At 71.7% G+C, this 20384-nt stretch carries 20 protein-coding genes; 12 read left to right on the top strand and 8 right to left on the bottom strand.

The annotated features are described in order from the left end of the window. Positions 1-227 precede the first annotated feature (227 nt). From rsgA to HHX31_RS18230, 3 genes are all read right to left on the bottom strand, one after another. Positions 228-1343, bottom strand: a complete 1116-nt coding sequence (gene rsgA, locus HHX31_RS18240) for a ribosome small subunit-dependent GTPase A (RefSeq protein ID WP_311931980.1) — start codon at positions 1341-1343, stop codon at positions 228-230. A gap of 533 nt (positions 1344-1876) precedes the next feature. Continuing rightward, the gene (gene glyA / locus HHX31_RS18235) at positions 1877-3136 is read right to left on the bottom strand and encodes a serine hydroxymethyltransferase (RefSeq protein ID WP_169949485.1); all 1260 of its coding nucleotides are present in this window, start codon (positions 3134-3136) and stop codon (positions 1877-1879) included. A 240-nt stretch (positions 3137-3376) separates the two neighbouring features. After that, on the bottom strand, positions 3377-4345 hold the full coding sequence (locus HHX31_RS18230) for a YihY/virulence factor BrkB family protein (protein WP_169949484.1): 969 nt from the start codon (positions 4343-4345) through the stop codon (positions 3377-3379). A gap of 203 nt (positions 4346-4548) precedes the next feature. On the opposite strand from HHX31_RS18230, the gene HHX31_RS35170 reads away from it, so the two are divergent. The 6 genes from HHX31_RS35170 (at position 4549) to HHX31_RS18210 (ending at position 8360) form a co-directional block, all read left to right on the top strand. Beyond that, a complete protein-coding gene (locus HHX31_RS35170; protein WP_283244534.1) occupies positions 4549-4683 on the top strand; it encodes a hypothetical protein in 135 nt (44 codons plus the stop codon). Positions 4684-4767: 84 nt separating this feature from the next. After that, entirely contained in the window at positions 4768-4851 is an 84-nt protein-coding gene (locus HHX31_RS35970) for a putative leader peptide (RefSeq protein WP_357054749.1), read from the top strand. 148 nt (positions 4852-4999) lie between these two features. Further along, entirely contained in the window at positions 5000-6682 is a 1683-nt protein-coding gene (locus tag HHX31_RS18225) for a nitrite/sulfite reductase (protein WP_169949483.1), read from the top strand. After that, positions 6679-6831 (top strand): Insertion element protein, encoded by a 153-nt coding sequence (locus HHX31_RS18220; RefSeq protein WP_169949482.1) that lies wholly within the window; start codon positions 6679-6681, stop codon positions 6829-6831. Before HHX31_RS18225 ends, HHX31_RS18220 begins: the two co-directional genes overlap by 4 nt. 60 nt (positions 6832-6891) lie before the next feature. Beyond that, complete coding sequence (locus HHX31_RS18215) at positions 6892-7620, top strand: phosphoadenylyl-sulfate reductase (RefSeq protein WP_169949481.1); 729 nt, start codon at positions 6892-6894, stop codon at positions 7618-7620. Continuing rightward, positions 7602-8360, top strand: coding sequence for a sirohydrochlorin chelatase (locus HHX31_RS18210; RefSeq protein WP_169949480.1), 759 nt, complete (start codon positions 7602-7604; stop codon positions 8358-8360). Before HHX31_RS18215 ends, HHX31_RS18210 begins: the two co-directional genes overlap by 19 nt. 13 nt (positions 8361-8373) lie before the next feature. On the opposite strand, the gene HHX31_RS34430 is transcribed toward HHX31_RS18210, so the two are convergent. Both HHX31_RS34430 and HHX31_RS18200 read right to left on the bottom strand, forming a co-directional pair. Next, complete coding sequence (locus HHX31_RS34430) at positions 8374-8940, bottom strand: hypothetical protein (RefSeq protein WP_249346106.1); 567 nt, start codon at positions 8938-8940, stop codon at positions 8374-8376. A 96-nt stretch (positions 8941-9036) separates the two neighbouring features. Continuing rightward, positions 9037-9723 carry a DUF1707 domain-containing protein gene (locus tag HHX31_RS18200; RefSeq protein WP_169949479.1) on the bottom strand — a complete coding sequence of 229 codons (687 nt, stop codon included), beginning with the start codon at positions 9721-9723 and terminating at the stop codon, positions 9037-9039. A 130-nt stretch (positions 9724-9853) separates the two neighbouring features. Here HHX31_RS18200 and HHX31_RS18195 point away from each other — a divergent pair, with 130 nt between their 5' ends. The 6 genes from HHX31_RS18195 to HHX31_RS18170 all read left to right on the top strand — a co-directional run bounded on the left by HHX31_RS18195 (position 9854) and on the right by HHX31_RS18170 (position 17281). Then, complete coding sequence (locus HHX31_RS18195; RefSeq protein ID WP_311931974.1) at positions 9854-11416, top strand: ankyrin repeat domain-containing protein; 1563 nt, start codon at positions 9854-9856, stop codon at positions 11414-11416. A gap of 131 nt (positions 11417-11547) precedes the next feature. Beyond that, a complete protein-coding gene (locus tag HHX31_RS18190) occupies positions 11548-13158 on the top strand; it encodes an isovaleryl-CoA dehydrogenase (protein ID WP_311931972.1) in 1611 nt (536 codons plus the stop codon). 88 nt (positions 13159-13246) lie between these two features. Continuing rightward, positions 13247-13675 carry an OsmC family protein gene (locus HHX31_RS18185; RefSeq protein ID WP_169949477.1) on the top strand — a complete coding sequence of 143 codons (429 nt, stop codon included), beginning with the start codon at positions 13247-13249 and terminating at the stop codon, positions 13673-13675. Between the two features lie 117 nt (positions 13676-13792). Then, positions 13793-15913, top strand: a complete 2121-nt coding sequence (glgX, locus tag HHX31_RS18180; RefSeq protein ID WP_169949476.1) for a glycogen debranching protein GlgX — start codon at positions 13793-13795, stop codon at positions 15911-15913. 130 nt (positions 15914-16043) lie between these two features. After that, positions 16044-16979 (top strand): AzlC family ABC transporter permease, encoded by a 936-nt coding sequence (locus HHX31_RS34425; protein WP_169949475.1) that lies wholly within the window; start codon positions 16044-16046, stop codon positions 16977-16979. Continuing rightward, on the top strand, positions 16976-17281 hold the full coding sequence (locus HHX31_RS18170; RefSeq protein ID WP_169949474.1) for an AzlD domain-containing protein: 306 nt from the start codon (positions 16976-16978) through the stop codon (positions 17279-17281). Before HHX31_RS34425 ends, HHX31_RS18170 begins: the two co-directional genes overlap by 4 nt. 119 nt (positions 17282-17400) lie before the next feature. Here HHX31_RS18170 and HHX31_RS18165 read toward each other — a convergent pair whose 3' ends face one another. From HHX31_RS18165 to HHX31_RS18155, 3 genes are all read right to left on the bottom strand, one after another. Further along, positions 17401-18477, bottom strand: a complete 1077-nt coding sequence (locus tag HHX31_RS18165) for an ATP-dependent DNA ligase (RefSeq protein WP_169949612.1) — start codon at positions 18475-18477, stop codon at positions 17401-17403. Positions 18478-18493: 16 nt separating this feature from the next. Beyond that, positions 18494-19231 carry a pyrimidine reductase family protein gene (locus HHX31_RS18160; protein WP_169949473.1) on the bottom strand — a complete coding sequence of 246 codons (738 nt, stop codon included), beginning with the start codon at positions 19229-19231 and terminating at the stop codon, positions 18494-18496. A gap of 264 nt (positions 19232-19495) precedes the next feature. Continuing rightward, positions 19496-20344 carry an SDR family NAD(P)-dependent oxidoreductase gene (locus tag HHX31_RS18155; RefSeq protein WP_169949472.1) on the bottom strand — a complete coding sequence of 283 codons (849 nt, stop codon included), beginning with the start codon at positions 20342-20344 and terminating at the stop codon, positions 19496-19498. Between the last annotated feature and the right edge of the window lie 40 nt (positions 20345-20384).

Below are 20384 nucleotides of genomic sequence, written 5' to 3'. Positions count from 1 at the left end.
CCGTCCCGCCGGGTCCCGCCGCGACCGGTGGGGACCGCATGCCGCCACAGGCCAGCCGGAGCAGCCGGAGCGGCGCCGGGTCCCGCGGGCCCGCGTCCCGCGCGACCCGGCGATCAGCGCCCCGGCCCTGGCACGGCCCGCGTACGGCGGCCGTGCCCGCGTCGTCTTCACGCCCGGGTCATACCCGGAGCCGTGGGTGCGGAAGCCCCCGACGTGGCCGCCGTCCGCTAGGGGCGGCTGATGCCCCGCATCTGCTTGTGGATGACCTTCCACTTCCGCGTCTCCTCGGCGCGCAGCCGCGCGTCCGTGCGGCGGGCCATCCAGGCGGCCTCGCGCTGCAGCCGGTTCCAGCTCTCCAGCCGCCTTTCGGGCAGTTCGCCCGACTCCACCGCGGCAAGCACGGCGCAGCCCGGCTCCTCCCGGTGCCGGCAGTCGGAGAACCGGCAGTCCTCCGCCAGTTCCTCGATGTCGGAGAAGACCAGGCCCACGCCCTCGCTCATCTCGTACAGTCCGACCCGGCGGATGCCGGGGGTGTCGATGACGAGCCCGCCGCCGGGCAGCGGGATGAGCTGCCGGTGGACGGTCGTGTGCCTGCCCCGCCCGTCGGCGGCCCTGACCTGCTGGGTCTCCATGACCTCCGCGCCCGCGAGCGCGTTGACGAGCGTCGACTTGCCCGCGCCAGACGGGCCGAGGATCACCGCGGTCCCGGCCGCGCCCAGGTGGGCGCGCACCAGGTCAACCCCGTCGCCGGTGAGTGAGCAGACCGGGTGGACGTCGACGCCCGGCGCCGCCGCCACGACGTCGGCGAGGAGATCGCCGAGCCCCCGGTCGAAGAGGTCGGCCTTGGTGACGAGCACGACCGGACGGGCGCCGCTCTCCCAGGCGAGCGCCACGAGGCGCTCGATCCTGCCGAGATCGGCGAAATCCGTCGCGTGCATGGACGGCTCGGCCACGAAGACCACGTCGACGTTGGCGGCCAGGACCTGGCCCTGGCCGTCGCCCGACAGCCCTCCGCGTGAGTCGCGGCTCACCCCGCCCCGGATGAAGGCCGTACGGCGGGGCAGCACCTCCGCCAGTTCGTAGCGGCCCTCGTTGGATGAGGACATGTCGAGCCGGGTGAGCGCGACCCAGTCCCCCACGCACGGAAGCGCGAGCGGGTCGGCCGCCGCGGCCCTGCGTACGGGGGCGGCGAACCGCGCCTGATGGGTTCCGTCGGCGGCCATGACCTCGGCGGCGCCGCGGTCGACCCGCGCCACACGCGCGGGCACGGCACCGCCGGGCAGGTCGGGAAGCTGCTCCGCGAGCCCTTCGTGCCAGCCGAGAAGAGAAAGATCGTTCGACACTGGTGGTGACACCCTTCGGGAAACCGGGTGTCCCAGCGAGAAGAGGCTAGGCGGGCACCCGGGAGTTGACGGACGGCATGGTCGTCAGAAAGACCCGCATAGTCCTCACCTCCCAGGTCCTGGCCGCACCGAGTCGCGGCGACGGACGGAACACTAACAGCGCTCCACTCACCCCCCGCAACCCATTTATCCCCCCACCACCCTTGCCGTGATCTTGTAGTTTGTCGCAGAACGAAGAGAAAGCGCAGGTAGACGACATAACAGCGCAGTCGTGATCTTGCACGGATTCATCGAATCGGTCGTCGACCTGGCCTTTTAGCGCCCGTGATCTTGCAGTCTGGTGGAGGCTGCAAGATCACGCTGCGACTATCGGCAGGCCAGGTGGGCAGTCACGGCATCTCGTGCAAGATCAAGCACACGGAAGGCGCAGGTCACCGGCTGTCGATGCGACAAACTGCAAGATCACGAGGGTGCGGTGCGCAGGTCTGCCCGCACTCTTGCGACAAACTACAAGATCACGGTGGTTGGGAGGGTCAGGAGAGGCCGGGGGCGGGGAAACGGCTCGTGAGCTCGGTGACCTCGCCGTGCACCCGTGCGATCACGTCCTCCGCGTCGCCCTTGGCCACCGCGGTGACGACCTCGTCCATCCACGCGCCGATCTGACGCATCTCCGCCTCGCCCATCCCCCGCGAGGTGACCGACGGCGTGCCGATGCGGATGCCCGACGGGTCGAACGGCTTGCGCGGGTCGAACGGCACGGTGTTGTAGTTGGTCTCCAGGCCCGCCCGGTCGAGCGCCTGCGCCGCCGGCTTGCCCCCGACGCCCTTGGACGTGAGGTCCATCAGGATCAGGTGGTTGTCGGTGCCGCCGGAGACCAGGTCGAAGCCGCGGGCGAGCAACTCGTCGGCGAGCGCCTTCGCGTTCTGCACGATCCGCGCGGCGTACGCCTTGAACTCCGGCTGGGCGGCCTCGTGCAGGGCGACGGCGATGGCGGCGGTGGTGTGGTTGTGCGGGCCGCCCTGCAGGCCGGGGAACACGGCCTTGTCGAGTGCCTTGGCGACCTCGTCGGAGTTCGCCATGAGCATCGCGCCGCGCGGGCCGCGCAGGGTCTTGTGGGTGGTCGTGGAGATCACGTCCGCGTGCCCGACCGGGGAGGGGTGGGCGCCACCGGCGACCAGGCCCGCGATGTGGGCGATGTCGGCCGCCAGCACCGCGCCGACCTCCTTGGCGATCTCGGCGAAGGCCGGGAAGTCGATCGTGCGCGGGATCGCGGTGCCGCCGCAGAAGATCAGCTTGGGCCGGTGCTCGATCGCCAGCGCGCGCACCTCGTCCATGTCGATACGGCCGGTGTCGCGGCGCACGCCGTACTTGACGGAGTTGAACCACTTGCCGGTGGCGGACACCGACCAGCCGTGGGTGAGGTGACCGCCGAACGGCAGGCCCATGCCGAGCACGGTGTCGCCCGGGTTCAGGAACGCCAGGTAGACGGCGAGGTTGGCGGGCGAGCCCGAGTAGGGCTGGACGTTGGCGTGGCCCACGCCGAAGACCGACTTGGCCCGCTCGATGGCCAGCGTCTCGATCTGGTCGATGACCTGCTGACCCTCGTAGTAGCGCTTGCCCGGGTATCCCTCGGAGTACTTGTTGGTGAGGACGGTCCCGGTCGCCTCCAGGACGGCCCTGGACACGTAGTTCTCGGACGCGATCAGCTTGACGGTGTCGGCCTGCCGCCGCTCTTCCGCCCTGATCAGCTCGGCGATCTCGGGATCGACGACGTTCAGCGAGTTCTCAGCCATGGCGCCTTCCTTCTCCACGTCGACGGCGGCGGTGACCCAGGCGCACGGCCTCCGCGAATTCGCTCCCCGGTGGTGCCCCACCTTCTGTGCCTCGCCCGCCCGAACCCCGGCGGTCGCGGCACCAGCGACGCGCGCCCGCAGGAGCACGTCAGCGCCAGTCGCGACCTCCCCACTTTATCGGAGCGGGACGACCCCCTCAGTCCGGCGAGCCGGGCACGCCCCGGGGACGCCGACGACGGGTCAGTCTTTGACGGACTTGCGGTGATGGTGCTCGTGCCGGCTGGCGCCGCCGAGCGGCCAGAGCCGGTCCACCTCGGCGTTCAGCGTCGCCCCGATGAGCACGGCGAGCGCGGTGATGTAGAGCCACAGCAGCACGGCGATCGGCGCGGCGAGCGAGCCGTAGATCGACAGCGGGGTGAACCATGCCGCCAGCAGTTCACGCAGGAACGTGGCGCACACGATCCAGATCACCAGCGCCAGCACGGCCCCCGGGGTCTCGCGCCACCATCGCGTCCGGTGCGGCACGCTCACGTGGTAGAGCAGCGTGAGCATCAGCACCGAGCCGATCACGACCACGGGCCAGTAGAGGACGGTGACGAGCACGGCGTACTTGGGCAGCGCGTCGGACAGCAGGGTGGGCCCGATGACCAGGACCGGCATGATGACCAGCCCTATCAGCAGCGCGGCGAGGTACAGGCCGAACGACAGGACCCGGGTCCTGATGATCCCCCTGCTCTCCCCCAGCCCGTACGCGATGGAGATGAGGTCCACGTAGACGAACAGGGCCCGGGAGCCCGACCACAGCGACAGCAGGAAGCCGACGGAGATCAGCGAGACCTGGCCGCCGCTCAGCACGTCGGCGAGCAGCGGCTCGACGACCCGTTGCACGGTGTTGTCGGTGAACAGCAGCTCGGACTGGTCCACGACCCAGCGCCTGATCTCGGCGATCGCGGCCGGGCCGAGCATCCCGCTGAGGTGGCCCATGACGCCGAGCAGCCCGAGCACGAACGGCGGCAGCGACAGCAGCGCGAAGAACGCCGCCTCGCCCGCGAGGCCGGTCACCCTGTAGTTGACGCCGGCCATGGTGGTCGCCTTGACCAGGGACCATACGCTCGTCCCGCGCAGCCACGACAGACGCGCCCGGGCGAGCGTCATGCCCTTGCGCGTGTTGCGCCGGGGCCTGCGCGAAGGCGCGTCCGTGGAGGTCATGGCACCCAATCGGTCATGAGAACTGGGCTCTACCCGCTGCCGGGGCCCTTACTACGTGACCTGCGAGCGGATTGTCGCCGCCAAGAAGCGGTTTGTCGCCGCCAAGAATAGGGCTCCCCGCACGCCGCCGCGAGGAACCCTTACGCAGCCAGTTCACCGCGCGCCCTGTCATCCTCTCGTAACCGGGCGTGAACAATGGAGAGATGATCTGCACAGCGTGCGCGGACCATCGGCACGATGACTGCCCCGGCGGCTCCTGGTGCGACTGCCAGCACCAAGACCCGGACGAGCAGGACCACGAGGCCGAGCCGCCGGAGAACTGGATGCGCAAGGGGTGACGACCCGGCGTCACACCGCTGTCGTAATCCCGCATCCTGGACACGAACTTGGACATCCAGGATCCCAGGGGTATCGTTTGGGACATGCCAGCGGACCCGTTGCTCGTCGTGCGACGCCACGTCGACCTCCTGCGTGTCCGTAGCGCGATCTGTATCGACGCCGGCTGACCGTCGCCCTCCGCTGAATCCATCCGGGCGCTCGGCCAGGCGTCGTTTTCGTATGCCCTCACACTCGACGGCGAGGTGAGAGGCCGCCTGCGCCGGCGTCCCGCCGAACACCGATCTCAGACCGAGTCTCGGAGAAGGACGTGTGCCCATGAGCACCCCGGCCCGCCCGGCGAACCGCCACCACAAACGCCCGCGTGGCGAAGGTCAGTGGGCTCTCGGTTACCGTGAGCCGCTGAACAAGAACGAGGAGAACAAGAAGGCCGATGACGGGCTGAACGTCCGCCAGCGGATCATCGACATCTACTCGAAGGGCGGGTTCGACTCCATCGACCCCGCCGACCTGCGCGGACGCTTCCGCTGGTTCGGCCTCTACACCCAGCGCAAGCCCGGAATCGACGGCGGCAAGACGGCGATCCTGGAGCCGGAGGAGCTGGACGACCGCTACTTCATGCTGCGCGTCCGCATCGACGGCGGGCAGCTCAGCCTGGAGCAGCTCCGGGTGATCGCCGACATCTCGAACGAGTACGCCAGGGGCACCGCCGACATCACCGACCGGCAGAACATCCAGCTCCACTGGATCGACATCGAGTCGGTGCCGGACATCTGGCGGCGGCTGGAGGCGGTCGGCCTGTCCACCACCGAAGCGTGCGGCGACACCCCCCGCGTCATCCTCGGCTGCCCGCTGGCCGGGATCGACGCCGGTGAGGTGATCGACGGCACGCCGCAGATCCAGGACGTCTACGACCGGTACATCGGCGACAAGGCGTTCTCCAACCTGCCGCGCAAGTTCAAGACCGCGATCAGCGGCTGCACGGCCCACTGCACCGTCCACGAGATCAACGACGTCGCTTTCGTCGGCGTGGTCAACGAGCAAGGCGAGCACGGCTTCGACGTCTGGGTGGGCGGCGGCCTGTCGACCAACCCGATGTTCGCCAAGCGGCTCGGCGCGTTCGTACGGCCCGAGCAGGTCCACGAGGTATGGGCCGGGGTCGCGGGCATCTTCCGCGACTACGGCTACCGCCGCCTGCGCCACCGGGCGCGGATCAAGTTCCTGGTCAACGACTGGGGCGCGGAGAAGTTCCGTCAGGTCCTCGAGACCGAGTATCTGAAGTACGCCCTGCCCGACGGCCCGGCCCCGGAGGCGCCCCGTGGCGGCCGGCGCGACCATGTCGGGGTCCACCCCCAGCGGGACGGCGGCTTCTACGTCGGCTTCGCCCCGCGCGTGGGCAGGGTGGACGGCGACACGCTGCACCGCATCGCCGACATCGCCGAGCGGCACGGGTCCACCCGGGTCCGTACGACCGTCGAGCAGAAGATGGTCATCCTCGACGTCGCCGCCGACAAGGTGGAGTCGATCGTGGCGGAGCTGGAGGCGGCCGACCTCCAGGTGAACCCGTCCACGTTCCGCAGGCAGACGATGGCCTGCACCGGGATCGAGTTCTGCAAGCTCGCGATCGTCGAGACCAAGGCCACCGCCTCGTCCCTGATCGACGAGCTGGAGCGGCGCCTGCCCGACTTCGCCGAGCCGCTGACGATCAACGTCAACGGCTGCCCGAACTCCTGCGCGCGCATCCAGACGGCCGACATCGGCCTGAAGGGCCAGCTGGTGGTCAACGACAGGGGCGAGCAGGTCGAGGGCTTCCAGGTGCATCTGGGCGGCTCCGTGGGCCTCAACCCGAGCTTCGGCCGCAAGGTGCGGGGGCTCAAGGCCACCGCCGAGGAACTGCCCGACTACGTCGAGCGGGTCGTACGCAACTTCCAGAAGCAGAAGAACGAGGGCGAAACCTTCGCCGAGTGGGTCCAGCGGGCCGACGAGGCCGACCTCAAGTGAGTGAGCGGGCCGCGCCGTTCTACTGCCCGTACTGCGGCGACGAGGACCTGGAGCCCTACGTGACCGAGGAGGAGAGCCACGGATGGTACTGCAGGTCCTGCACCCGCGCCTTCCGGGTGAAATTCCTCGGCCTCGGCGTGCGTTCGTGAACCCGAAGGCTTTCATCCAATCATCCGATGAGTCAGTGAACGACGTGTGAGGAGTAACCGATGTCGGTGGCGGAGATAGAGGCAGGACTGGAGCGGCAGCGGGCCACGCTGGACCTCCAGGGCATCGTGGAGTCCGCGGCGCGCTTCCTTGAGGACGCGCCCGCCCGGGAGATCATCCGTTGGGCCGCGGCCACCTTCGGCGACCGCCTCTGTCTCACCTCGTCGATGAGCGACGCGCTGCTGATCGACCTGGTCAGCCGGGTGAAGCCCGGCGTCGACGTGCTGTTCATCGACACCGGTTACCACTTCGCGGAGACCATCGGCACCCGGGACGCGGTCGAGGCCGTCTACCGGGTCAACGTGATCAACGTGAAGCCGTCCAGGACCGTCGAGGAGCAGGACCGCGACCTAGGGCCGCGCCTGTACGGGCGCAACCCCGACCTGTGCTGCTACCTGCGCAAGGTCGAGCCGCTCAACCGGGCCCTGGAGCCGTACCTCGCGTGGATCTCCGGCATCCGCCGCGACGAGTCTCCCACCAGGGCGAACACCAAGGTCGTGGAGTGGGACGCCAAGCGGCAGATGGTGAAGGTCAACCCCATCGCCCGGTGGACCCAGGAGGAAGTCGACAACTACATGGCCGACAACGGCGTTCTGATCAACCCGCTGCACTACGACGACTACCCCTCCATCGGCTGCGCGCCCTGCACCCGCAGGGTCGCGCCGGGCGAGGACCCGCGCAGCGGCCGCTGGGCCGGCCTCGGCAAGATCGAATGCGGCATCCACCTGTGACCCTGCCGCACGCTGACGCGCCGCTGGTCGCGGTCGCGCACGGGTCCCGCGACCCGCGCGCCGCCGCGACCGTCGAGGCGCTGCTCGACGGGGTGCGACGGGCACGGCCCGGCCTGGACGTCCGCGCCGCGTACCTCGACCACGCCACGCCCTCGCTGCCGCAGGCGCTGTCCGGGCTGGACGAGGCCGTCGTGCTCCCCCTGTTGCTCACCGCCGCCTATCACAGCCGCGTGGACATCCCCGCCGCCCTGCGGGAGGCGGCCGACCGCGCCCCGAGGCTGCGGGCCTTCTGCAGCCCGACGCTCGGCCCGCATCCGCTGCTCGTCCGGGCCCTCGAACGCCGCCTCGCCGAGGCCGGCGTGGACCTCGGCGACCCGGAGACGGCCGTCGTGATCGTCTCGGCGGGTTCCAGCGACCGCCGCGCGAACGCGACGATCGCCGCCGTCGCCCGCGAATGGGCGCGCACCCGCCCCTGGCGGTCGGTCACCGCCGCCTACGCCTCGGCCGCCGCGCCCACCCCTCGGGACGAGGTCGTACGGCTGACGCGCGCGGGCGCCCCCAAGGTCGTCGTGGCTCCTTACCTGCTGGCCCCCGGCTACTTCGCCGACAGGGTGGAGCGTGACGCCCTGGAGGCCGGGGCGCACGCCGTGGCCGGCGTGCTGGGCCCTGCCCCCGAGTTGGTCACGCTCCTGCTCGAACGCCACGCCCAGGCCGTACGCGCCGCCTTCGCGGCCGCCTGACCCGCGGGCCGGGCTAGGCGAAAAGGTCGTCGGCCGAGGTGACGGTGGCTGCCCTGCGGACCCAGGTGCTGAGCTGGCTCAGGTCCTCACACTGGCGGATCCGCTCACGCGCTTCGTCGGAGATCTCCAGACCACGGGCGTCGAGCACCATGAGAATCGAGTTGATCTCGCCCTCCGCACGGCCCTCCTCACGGCCTTTGTCGAGCCAATGGGAGAAGTACTTCTCGCCGAGGTAGTCGAAGTCCTGAATGGTGGTCACCATCTCCTCCGCGGTGTCGCACTTGTGCTGCGATCGCAGCGTCGCGACGTAGACCGGCCAGCTGAACCTCTTGCCGGCGTCCCGTCCGAGCTGCACCTCCACGATCACGGCCAGGACCGCCGTTCCGGTCTCGTCCCGGACGACCACCACCGAGTCGGCGCGGCGTTCGATCGGTCCCGGCTGGGTGCAGTCCGCCGCTTCGACACGAGCGGCGACGAAGGGCGGCATCGGCATCCCGGTCACATGGCGCAGCAGCTCGAGCGCGGTCTCCGGCCGGTTGCGGATGAGCTCGATCGGCATTTCGTGATCGATACCAGGCATGGCCGATACGTTACGTAGAGCCGTCGGTCAATCACACAGGGTTCGCAAAAATGGCGGCGAATGACGGCTATAAAGACCCGGATCAGCGCGGCCCGGTCAGTGCAGGCCGTGGTTGCCGCGGTGGTCGGGGATCTCGTACCCGCCGTGGCCCGGCTGCCGGCGGCGCTCCTGCCACCACCCGCTCCACGCGTGCCAGCCGCGCCTGATCGGCTTGGCCCGGGAGTCGCCGATGACCTTCACGTCGCCCATGAGCACGTACGCCGTGACCCTGACGACCGGGGCGGACTGGCCTCGGGGGGCCTCGACCACCTGGACCTTCTTGTCGCCCAGGATCGTCACTCCGGAGAGCTCGACGTCGACGCCGTCCGGCACGATGATCTTGATGTCGCCCATCACGCACGTGGCGACGATGTCCACCTCGCGCCCGCGCACCTCGGCCTCGCGCAGGTCGAGGACCACGTCGCCCATCACGGAGACCGCGCCGATGCCGCCGTCGATCCGCCACGTGCCCGTCCTCTTGGCGTCGCCAAGCAGCGCCACGACCCACTTGCGCGCTCTGCCCCCCTGGGCGGGCGGCGCGAAGGGGACGGAGGTGGGGGCGGCGCCCGGCAGGTCGGCGGTGACCTGGGCGAGCTCGCCCTGGGTCTGCGCCAGGTAGGCGGCCTCGGTCCGCTCGCTCAGCTCGGCGAGGGTCAGCCGTCCCTCCGTGGACGCCACCCGAAGCCGCTCCACCACGGCCTCGCGTTCGGCGTCCGATGCCCGCATACCACCCGGATCAGTCACGTCCTTCACCGTATCCCGGCAGGCGCCGCTCCCCCATCCTCCTCCGGAACGATCTCGGGACCGTCCCCTGGGGTGACGGGAGGACGATCCCTGACGACGACGCCGCCCGGGGCTGTGTGAGCATGGAGAAGTGACCCGCAGCAGGTTGCTCGATGCGATAGCGGGAGGGGACGTCACGCGGGTGGCGGCGATGCTGCACCCGGACACCGCCGTGGACCCCGCCCAGGGGACGACGCCGCTCTACCGCGCGGCCGTCGGCGGCCACCACGACATCGTCAGGCTGCTCCTGGAGTACGGCGCGGACCCCGACCGGCGGAGCGGAGGGCTCGAGGAGGGCCTGCCGCTCTGCGCGGCGGCGTGCTGGGACCACGCCGAGACGGTGCAGGCGCTGCTCGACGGCGGCGCCGACCCCGACGCGGCGGAGGAGGGCGGCTGGACGGCCCTGCTGTGGGCCGCGGCGAGCGGCCACCTGGACGTGGCCGACATCCTGCTCGACGCGGGGGCCGACCCCGGCAGGGCCGACGACGACGGCGACACCCCGCTGACGCTGGCCGCGATCTTCGGGGCGTACGGGATCGCCTGGTCCCTGCTCGAACACGGCGCGGACCCGTCCGCGCCCGGCTGGGACGGCGCGACTCCGCTGGAGATCGCCGCGCGGCTCGCGGCGGTGGATCTCGAAGCCCTGCTGCGCGAGGAGGTCGCCATGCGGGTGGAGGGCGAGCACGCCCTGCTGGTTGCGTACGGCTCCGCGCCCGACGGCACGCGGCGGGTCACGGTCGAGGCACGGGGTTCCGGCGGCGGCTACTCGATCACCCGCCAGCGCGGGCACGCCGCCGTCACGACGGTCCTGGAGTCGGCGCTCGGCCTGCGGCCGCCCGTGGACGCGCTGCTCAGGCGGGTGCTGCCGTACCGCGACCTGGACGAGGACGACGAGACGTGGTGGGCGGCCGTCCACGCGCTGCAGTCCCGCCACGACGAGGAGACCTTCCTCGCGCTGGCCCGGCTGTGCGAGAGCGACGACCCGGTGGAGCGGGAGTTCGGCGTCGACGTGCTCGCGGAGTTCGGCCAGGAGACGCGGCCAGGCCGGGAGACCGGGATCACGCAGGAGACGCGGCCGGGACAGGAGACCGGGGCCGCCCGTGAGACCGGGCCGGGTCTGGACGCGGCGCCCGCACCCTACCGGGACAGAACGCTCGCGATCCTCCGCGACCTGGCCGGGCGCGAGAGCGACCCGGCCGTCGTGGAGGCGCTGCTGCACGCGTTCGGCCACCACGCCGACGAGCGGGCGCTCCCCGAGGTGCTGGCCATCGTCGACGCCCCGGGCCGGCGGCCGACCGTCCACGACCCCGTCGCGCTCGCCGCCGTCCTGCCCCCGGACGACGAGGACGGGCTGGCCACGCTGATCCGGTTGAGCGAGTGCCAGGACGACGAGGTGCGCGGCCGGGCGACGATGGGCATCGCGGGCCTGGCCGCCGACACCGCCCGCATCAGGGACGCCCTGGTCACCCGGCTGGCGGACGGCGATCTGACGACGGTGGCCGAGGCCGCCCGCGGCCTGGCCGGACGCGGGGACCGGCGGGCGCTCGACGGCATCCACCGGGTGCTGTGCGAGGCCGGCGCCGACCAGGACTACGCCCGCGATCTCGCCCTGGAAGCGGCCCAGGAGCTCGGCCTGGAGATCTCGGGCGCCTGACCGCACCCGGACCCCGCCCGGTGTTTGTCACGGTCGCCCGGAGTGTTGAGATGGAATCCCGGCAACGTCGCGATCCCCGCACCGTGGACGTCCGCTTGGACGAGTTCCGGCATCGAGCGCAGGAGGACCCAGTGACCCACGACGTGACCAACCAGGTGCCCCCGCTGACCGGCCACGACGTCTCGGCCGATCACGCGCTGCTGGAGGGGCTCGCCAGGGAGGGGGCCGACTGGGCGACCGGAGAGCTGCGTCAGCTCGGCCTGCTGGCCGGGTCGGCGAAGGCGCAGGAGTGGGGACGGCTCGCCAACGAGCACCCGCCCGTCCTGCGCACCCACGACCGGTACGGCAACAGGATCGACGAGGTCGAGTTCCACCCCGCCTGGCACGAGCTCATGGCGGTCGCGGTGGAGAGCGGCGCGCACGCCGCGCCCTGGACGTCCGCGCGGCCGGGGGCGCACGTCGCCAGGGCCGCCAAGTTCTTCACCTGGTCCCAGGTCGAGGCCGGGCACGGCTGCCCGATCTCCATGACGTACGCCGCCGTGGCCGCGCTGCGGCACTCGCCGTCGCTGCGGGCGGAGTGGGAGCCGCTGCTGGCCTCCAGGACGTACGACTTCGGGCTGCGCCCGCCGCAGGAGAAGCGGGGCCTGCTGGCCGGGATGGCGATGACCGAGAAGCAGGGCGGCTCGGACGTACGGGCCAACACGACCAGGGCCGAGCCGCTGGGCGACGGGAGCTTCGCGCTGACCGGCCACAAGTGGTTCAACTCCGCCCCGATGTGCGACGTGTTCCTGGTGCTGGCGCAGGCGCCTGGCGGGCTGTCGTGCTTCCTGCTCCCCCGCGTGCTGCCCGACGGCACCCGCAACGCGATGCGGCTGATGCGGCTGAAGGACAAGCTCGGCAACCGGTCGAACGCCTCGGCCGAGGTCGAGTACGAGGGCGCCGTCGCCCATCTCGTCGGCGAGGAGGGCCGTGGCGTCCGGACGATCATCGAGATGGTGAACATGACCAGGCTCGACTGCGTGATCGGCTCGGCCGCCGGCATGCGGTACGGCCTGACCCAGGCGCTCCACCACGCCCGCCACCGCAGGGCCTTCGGGCGGACGCTGGCCGACCAGCCGCTGATGCGCTCGGTGCTGGCCGATCTGGTCCTGGAGTCCGAGGCGGCGACCACGCTCATGATGCGCCTGGCCGGGGCGACCGACCGGGCCATCGGGGGCGACGCGGCGGAGGGGCTGTTCCGCCGGGCCGCCCTCGCCGCGGGCAAATACTGGGTGTGCAAGCGGGCTCCGGTGCACGCGGCCGAGGCGCTGGAGTGTCTCGGCGGCAACGGGTACGTCGAGGAGTCGCAGATGCCCCGTCTGTTCCGCGAGTCGCCGCTGAACGGCGTCTGGGAGGGCTCGGGCAACGTGGCCGCCCTCGACCTGATGCGGGTGATGGCCAGGGAGCCGGAGGCGGTCGAGGCGTTCTTCTGCGAGGTGGCGCTGGCCCAGGACAGGAGGGTCGCCGACGCCGCCGAGCGGCTGCTGAAGAGGCTCGCCTCCGCGGGAGAGGCCGACGCGCGCCGGGTGGCCGAGGAGATGACGCTGGTCCTGCAGGCGTCCCTGCTCGTACGGCACGCCCCCGCCGCGGTGGCCGACGCGTTCTGCGCCTCGCGCCTGTCCGGCGACTGGGGGCGGGCCTTCGGCACGCTGCCGTCCGGCCTGGACCTGGAGGCGATCCTGGACCGCGCGGCGACGGCCTGAGCCGACCGGGCACGCCGGTGAGCCCGGCACACCTGCGGCGGCGTTAAGGTCACTGTGGATAGGCTTCGCTTACTGAAGGGATATCGCCATGGCGACCACTCGTACCGCGACGACGCAGTGGAAGGGCGCGCTGCTCGACGGTTCGGGCACCGTCTCGCTCGACTCCTCCGGCGTCGGCACCTTCGACGTCTCCTGGCCCTCCCGGGCCGAGCAGGCCAACGGCAAGACGAGCCCGGAGGAGCTGATCGCGGCCGCCCACTCCTCGTGCTTCTCGATGGCCCTGTCCCACGGCCTGGCCCAGGCGGGCACCCCGCCGCAGTCGGTCGAGACCCGGGCGGACGTGACCTTCCAGCCGGGTGAGGGCATCACCGGCATCGTGATCTCCGTGCGGGCCCAGGTGCCCGGCCTGTCCGCGGAGGACTTCCAGCAGGCCGCCGAGACGGCGAAGGCGAACTGCCCGGTGAGCAAGGCGCTCGCCGGCACGACGATCAGCCTCAACGCCGAGCTCATCGGCTGAGCCGCTCAGCGGGGAGCCCCCGCCGGACCCGGTCCGGCGGGGGCTCCCGCGTTCGCGTGCGAGAACAGGGGTCGTCGCGGGTGCACGATTCGCCCCGGCCGTGGAGAATGAGGTTACATGCGCGAGGTTTGGCCTGGAGAGCCCTACCCGCTCGGCGCCACCTGGGATGGTGTGGGCACCAACTTCTCGGTGTTCTCGGAGGCGGCCGAGCGGGTCGAGCTGTGCCTGTACGACGACGGAGGCGCGGAAAGCCGCGTCGATCTGCCCGAGGTCGACGGTTTCGTCTGGCACGGGTACGTGCCGGGGATCATGCCGGGACAGCGGTACGGCTACCGCGTCCACGGGCCCTACCGGCCCGAGCACGGGCACCGGTGCAATCCGTCCAAGCTGCTGCTCGACCCGTACGCCAAGGCGATCGAGGGCTCGGTGCGGTGGAACCAGTCGCTGTTCTCCTACCAGTTCGCCGATCCCGCCCGGCTGAACACGGAGGACTCCGCGCCGTACATGCCGAAGAACGTGGTCGTGAACCCGTTCTTCGAGTGGGGCAACGACCGGCCGCCCCACACGCCGTACCACGAGACGGTGATCTACGAGGCGCACGTGCGGGGCCTGACCATGCGCCATCCCGCGGTCCCCGAGGAGCAGCGGGGCACCTACGCCGGGCTCGCGCACCCGGCCGTGCTCGACCATTTGCGGTCGATCGGCGCCACGGCGGTCGAGCTCATGCCGGTCCACCAGTTCGTGCCCGAGCACTTCCTGGTCGCCAGAGGGCTGACGAACTACTGGGGCTACAACACGATCGCCTACATGGCGCCGCACAACGCGTACGCCTGTTCCGGTCAGCGCGGCGAGCAGGTCCAGGAGTTCAAGGCGATGGTGCGCGCCCTGCACGAGGCGGGGATCGAGGTGATCCTCGACGTGGTCTACAACCACACCGCCGAGGGCGACCACATGGGGCCCACGCTGGGCTTTCGCGGCATCGACAACGTCGCCTACTACCGCCTGCGCGAGGAGGACCGCCGCTACTACCTCGACTACACGGGGTGCGGCAACTCGCTGAACGTCCGCTCGCCCCACGCGCTCCAGCTGATCATGGACTCGCTGCGCTACTGGGTGCTCGACATGCACGTGGACGGCTTCCGCTTCGACCTCGCCGCCGCGCTGGCGCGGGAACTGCACGACGTGGACCGGCTGAGCGCGTTCTTCGACCTCATCCAGCAGGACCCGGTGATCTCGCAGGTGAAGCTGATCGCGGAGCCGTGGGACGTCGGCCCCGGCGGCTACCAGGTCGGCAACTTCCCGCCGTTGTGGACGGAGTGGAACGGCAAGTATCGCGACTCCGTGCGGGACTTCTGGCGCGGCGCCTCCCAGACGCTGCCCGAGTTCGCCTCGCGCCTGGCCGGGTCGAGCGACCTGTACGCCAGCAGCGGCAGGCGCCCGGTGGCCTCGATCAACTTCGTGACCGCCCACGACGGGTTCACCCTCACCGACCTCGTCTCCTACGACCACAAGCACAACGAGGCCAACGGCGAGGGCAACCGCGACGGCACGGACGACAACCGCTCCTGGAACTGCGGCGCCGAGGGCCCGGTGGAGGACCCCGAGATCGTACGGCTCCGCCGGCGGCAGCGGCGCAACCTCCTCACCACGCTGTTCGTGTCCCAGGGCGTGCCGATGATGCTGGCGGGCGACGAGTTCGGCCGCACCCAGCACGGCAACAACAACGCCTACTGCCAGGACAACGACATCTCCTGGATCGACTGGTCGCTCGTCCGGCAGGAGGGCGACCTGCTCGACTTCGTCCGCCGCCTGGCCGCGTTACGGCGGGCGCATCCCGTGTTCCGGCGCCGCCGGTTCTTCCAGGGCCGCACGGTCGGGGACGAGAGCAGGGACATCGTCTGGCTCACGCCCTCGGGCACGGAGATGACCGACGGCGACTGGCACACGGGCTACGCGAAGTCGCTGGGGGTGTACCTCAACGGTGACGCGATCAGCGAGCCCGGCCCGCGCGGCGAGCGGATCAGGGACAAGTCGTTCCTGATGCTGATCAACGCGCACCACGAGAGCATGACGTTCGCCCTCCCCGGCGCGGAACTGGGCGCCGCCTGGCGTCCGGTCCTCGACACCGCGGAGGAGGACGTCCGCGACGACCCGTACGCCGAGGAGCCGACCCTGCCCGCCGGGGCCAAGGTCGGCGTCACCGACCGGTCCATGCGGGTCTTCGTCCGCGCCGGCTGACCCGCCGGTGGCGGCGACCGGGTCCCGGCGGGGCACGCTGCGGCCCGGTAGACCGTACGGACCCCTGAGGACGGACCCGGCACTGACCCCACTAAGGGGATTAGCCGCCCAATTCGTTACCCTCAGGCGGGTGACCAGGACATCAGTGCAGGCCGGGCTGCCGCCGAAGCCCAGGGCGGCGGTGGTGCGGGACGCCCTCGGCGTGGGCACGGCCGTCGGCCTGTCCGGCTTCGCGTTCGGCGTCACGTCGGCGGGCGCGGGCATGAGCGTCGCGCAGACCTGCGTGCTGTCGCTGTTCGTGTTCACCGGTGCGTCCCAGTTCGCGCTGGTGGGCGCGCTCGGCACCGGCGGGAACCCGTTCGCCGCCGCGGCGGGCGCGTTGCTGCTCGGCGTACGTAACGCCTTCTACGGGCTGCGGCTGTCGCAGTTGCTCGGGCTCCCCAGGGCGGTCCGCCCGTTCGCCGCGCAGTGGGTGATCGACGAGACCTCCGCCGTGGCCCTCGCCCAGCCCGACCGGCGGCTGGCCAGGCTCGGGTTCACGATCACCGGGGTCAGCCTCTACGCCGGCTGGAACATCACCACGCTCCTCGGCGCGCTCGGCGCGTCCGCGCTCGGCGACCCGGCGGCGTGGGGCCTCGACGTCGCGGGTCCCGCCGTCTTCCTCGCCCTGCTCGTGCCGATGCTCCGGGCCCGCACCGCCGGTCCCGGAGCCGGGGGGACCGGAGCATCGGGGACCGGAGCATCGGGGACCGGGGCCGCCGAGACCGGAGTGTCCGCCGCCGGGGCCGAAGCCGCGAGGAACGGCGCCGCGGGGTCCCGGCCCGGCGGCGTCTCCGGCCGGGAGCCGGTCACGAGGACGGGCGATGCCGGCGCGGTGACGTCCGGGGAGGCGGGCTTTCCCCGCCAGGAGGCGGCGGTGGCGGCGCTGGCCGTCGTGCTGGCGCTCGCCTGCGTGCCGTTCGTGCCCGCGGGCGTGCCGGTGCTGGTGGCCGTGCTCGCCGCCCCGGCCGTGCTCGCCGTGGCCCGCCTCAGTGCCGCCCGCTCGACCAGGGAAGGCCGCCGATGATCTGGGCCGCGATCGTGATCACCGCAGCCGGATGCTACGCGGTTAAGCTGCTCGGGCTGTCGGTCCCCGCCGCGGTGCTCGAACGGCCGCTCGTGCGCAGGCTGGCCGCGCTGGTGCCCATCGCGGCGCTGGCCGCGCTGATCGCCCTGCAGACCTTCGCCGACGGCCCCACGCTGGTCGTCGACGCCCGGGCCGCCGGGCTCGCGGCGGCAGCCGTCGCTCTGCTGCTGCGCGCGCCGTTCCTGGTGATCGTCGCGGTCGCCGTGGTCGTCACCGCCGCGGTCCGCGCCCTCACCGGCTGACCCGCCGCCCCGGCCGGGACCTGACGGGCCTGCCGGGACCGCGTATGCCGGCACCGGGCCGACACCTGCCCTGCCGTGACCGGGCCGCTGCCGTGGCGCGCCGGCGCCGGGGCGGGACGTCAGCGGGCGAGGATCTCGTCGAGGTCGTAGCTCACCGGGCGGTCGAGCTGCTCGTAGGTGCAGGACGACGGCGTGCGGTCCGGGCGCCACCGGCGGAACTGGGCGGTGTGGCGGAACCGGTCGCCCTCCATGTGGTCGTAGGCCACCTCGACGACCCGTTCAGGCCGCAGCGGGATGAACGACAGGTCCTTCTTGGCGTTCCACCGCGACACGGCGCCTGGCAGGCGCTGGCCCTCGGCGCCGCCGCCCGCGACCTCGGCCCAGTGTCCCCACGGGTGCTCGCGCGGGTCCTCCACCCGGTACGGCGCGAGCTCGTCGACGAGCTCCTCCCTGCGCTTCATCGGGAACGACGCCGCCACGCCCACATGGTGCAGCCGGCCGTCGGGCGAGTAGAGCCCGAGGAGCAGCGAACCGACGATCGGCCCCGACTTGTGCTCGCGGTAACCCGCCACCACGCAGTCGGCCGTCCGCTCGTGCTTGACCTTGAACATGACGCGCTTGTCCGGCGCGTACGGCTGGTCGCCCGGCTTCACGACGATGCCGTCGAGCCCCGCGCCCTCGAACGCGTCGAACCACTCGGCGGCCCTGCCCTCGTCCCGGGTGACCGGCGTGAGCCGTACGGACCGGCCCGCGCCCGACAGCGCCTCCTCCAGCCGGGCCCGCCGCTCGGAGAACGGCGCCTCCATGAGGTCCTCCGTCCCGGTAGCGAGCAGGTCGAAGGCGACGAACGACGCGGGCGTGTTCTCGGCCAGCAGCCGCACCCGGGACTGCGCGGGGTGGATGCGCTGCTGCAAAGCGTCGAAGTCGAGCGACTGCCCCCTGATCAGGACGATCTCGCCGTCCACGACGCACTTGGGCGGCAACTCCCGCCTCACGGCCTCGACAAGCTCGGGGAAGTAGCGGGTGAAGGGCCGCTCGTTCCTGCTGCCCAGGAACACCTCGTCACCGTCGCGGAAGACGATGCAGCGGAAGCCGTCCCACTTCGGCTCGTAGTAGAGCGTGCCGTCCTGCTTCGGCAGGCCCTTCACGGCCTTGGCGAGCATCGGCGCGACCGGCGGCACGACCGGCAGCTCCAGGTCGGGGACCTGCGGATCAACCGGAAGCTTCATCCTGCGCCTCCCTGACGTATCGGCAGAAGAGGAAGCCGTCCTCTTCGAGCACCTGGGCGAGGGTCAGCGGCGTGCGCGACGCGACGCCGTCCAGTATGCGCGCCGCGTCGCCGCCGACCAGCAGCGGACTCACGGTCAGCGCCAGTTCGTCGACCAGCCCGGCGGCGGCGAGCTGCGCGTTCACCCGGGGGCCGCCCTCGCACAGGACGCGGCCGAGCCCCCGGGCACGCAGTTCGCCCATGGCGGTCGCGAGGTCGACGAACTCGTCGCCCGCGACGATCAGGTCGGCCTTCGCCGCCGCCGCCTCGCGGAGATCCCTGGGCGCGGACTCCGTCGTGATCACGATCGTCCTCGCGTACGGCTCGGCCTCCGCGAACAGCGGGGCCTCCAGGTCGAGGTCGAGACGGCGGGTGACCACGGCGATGGGCGGCGCGGGGGGCCTGCCCTCGCGCAGCGCCCGCCACGACTCCCGGGGGCGGGCCGGGCGGTATCCCTCCGTGCGGACCGTCGCGGCGCCCGCGAGCACCACGTCGGCCAGGCCGCGCAGCAGTCCGAAGATCCGCTTGTCGGCCCGGCCGGACAGGCCCTCAGAATGGCCCTCCACCCAGGCCGCGCCGTCGGCGCTGGCCACCATGTTGAGGCGCAGCCAGTGATCGCGGGGATAGGCGTAGGCAGCGGGGATGTCCGGATCGTCCTCGAAGCAGGGGTGGATGCGACGCACGCCTCCTACAGTGGCACACCCCACCGACAGGACCGCCCACGACGCCCCGGGGCCCCGCCGCCACGGCCCCCTGTCCCGGTGGCCCTGCAGGCGGACGGTGCGGCGCGCCACGTTCGTCGGACGGGCGCCACCGGCACCACCCGGCGCCACCAGCGCCCCCGGGCGGCACCGGCAACACGCGGGCGGCGATCCGTCGGCCGGACAAGCCGTCCGCCTGGATGAGCCGTCCGTCTGGATGAGCCGTCCGTCTGGATGAGCCGACTGTCAATGACGGGCCTCGGCCGCCTCCGTACCCAGCAGCCGCGAGGTCACCTCGCGCAGACGCCGGGCGCGGCCGGGGTCGAAGTCCTCCCCTTCGAGAGGCAGCGGCCTGCCGCGCATGAAGGCCGTGACCGGTTCGGCGGGTGGCCGGTCCAGCAGCCGGATGATGGGCGGGATCGCCTTGTCCACCGATTGTGCGAAGACCGTCGCCAGCGATTTGGTGAGCAGCCGCTGGTGCCAGGGCAATGGGTCGGCCATGCCCGTCCGGACGAATCCCGGGTTGTAGAGCACATAATGGGTGCGCGCCCCGGGATGGCGGCGCGGGAAGTCCACGCCCAGCAGGTCGTTGCATCGCGACGACTGCATCGCGGCCCGTCTGCCCCGGTAACCCTCACGCAGTTGCAGGTCGTCCCAGTAGACGACGCCGGGCAGGCCGCCGGGACCGGCGATGTTGACGATGACCGGCGCCTCGGCCCGTTCGAGGGCCGGGACCAGCCCGTGTCCGAGCACATACCGGCTGAGGTAGCCCAGCGCGAAGGTGAACTCGAACCCGTCCTCTGTCTCCTCGCGCCGGGGACGGAACCGCTGGGCTCCGAAGACCAGCCCGTCGACGGAGTCCGTGACCGTCGCGATCTCAGCCAGGGCCGCGCGCATCCCCGCCAGCGTGCTGAGGTCGGCGCGTACGAAGACCGCCCGGTCGGCGGCGGCCATCCGCTCCGCCTCGGCGAGCAGAAGCCGCCCCTTGGGCGCGCCGTCGGCCACGGCGATCACGCGATCGCCCCGGCCGAGAAGCCGCAGCGCCAGCCCTTTCCCCATTCCGTCGGTGCCACCAGTGATCACAAAGGTGCGCATCGGTCTCCCTCCCGGGTTCGCCACTAAGTCATCGACCGAT

Source organism: Microbispora sp. H11081 (genome assembly GCF_012999535.1).
Taxonomy (GTDB): domain Bacteria; phylum Actinomycetota; class Actinomycetes; order Streptosporangiales; family Streptosporangiaceae; genus Microbispora.
Note: the sequence above shows the minus strand (reverse complement) of the source record. Positions and strands in the feature narration are given on the sequence as shown.

Bases quoted from the DNA above. Each gene is read 5' to 3' on its own strand.
- glyA (WP_169949485.1), bottom strand. From the start codon at position 3,136: ATGGCTGAGAACTCGCTGAACGTCGTCGATCCCGAGATCGCCGAGCTG.
- HHX31_RS18230 (WP_169949484.1), bottom strand. From the start codon at position 4,345: ATGACCTCCACGGACGCGCCTTCGCGCAGGCCCCGGCGCAACACGCGC.
- HHX31_RS35170 (WP_283244534.1), top strand. From the start codon at position 4,549: ATGATCTGCACAGCGTGCGCGGACCATCGGCACGATGACTGCCCCGGC.
- HHX31_RS35970 (WP_357054749.1), top strand. From the start codon at position 4,768: ATGCCAGCGGACCCGTTGCTCGTCGTGCGACGCCACGTCGACCTCCTG.
- HHX31_RS18225 (WP_169949483.1), top strand. From the start codon at position 5,000: ATGAGCACCCCGGCCCGCCCGGCGAACCGCCACCACAAACGCCCGCGT.
- HHX31_RS18215 (WP_169949481.1), top strand. From the start codon at position 6,892: ATGTCGGTGGCGGAGATAGAGGCAGGACTGGAGCGGCAGCGGGCCACG.
- HHX31_RS18210 (WP_169949480.1), top strand. From the start codon at position 7,602: ATGCGGCATCCACCTGTGACCCTGCCGCACGCTGACGCGCCGCTGGTC.
- HHX31_RS34430 (WP_249346106.1), bottom strand. From the start codon at position 8,940: ATGCCTGGTATCGATCACGAAATGCCGATCGAGCTCATCCGCAACCGG.
- HHX31_RS18185 (WP_169949477.1), top strand. From the start codon at position 13,247: ATGGCGACCACTCGTACCGCGACGACGCAGTGGAAGGGCGCGCTGCTC.
- glgX (WP_169949476.1), top strand. From the start codon at position 13,793: ATGCGCGAGGTTTGGCCTGGAGAGCCCTACCCGCTCGGCGCCACCTGG.
- HHX31_RS18170 (WP_169949474.1), top strand. From the start codon at position 16,976: ATGATCTGGGCCGCGATCGTGATCACCGCAGCCGGATGCTACGCGGTT.
- HHX31_RS18155 (WP_169949472.1), bottom strand. From the start codon at position 20,344: ATGCGCACCTTTGTGATCACTGGTGGCACCGACGGAATGGGGAAAGGG.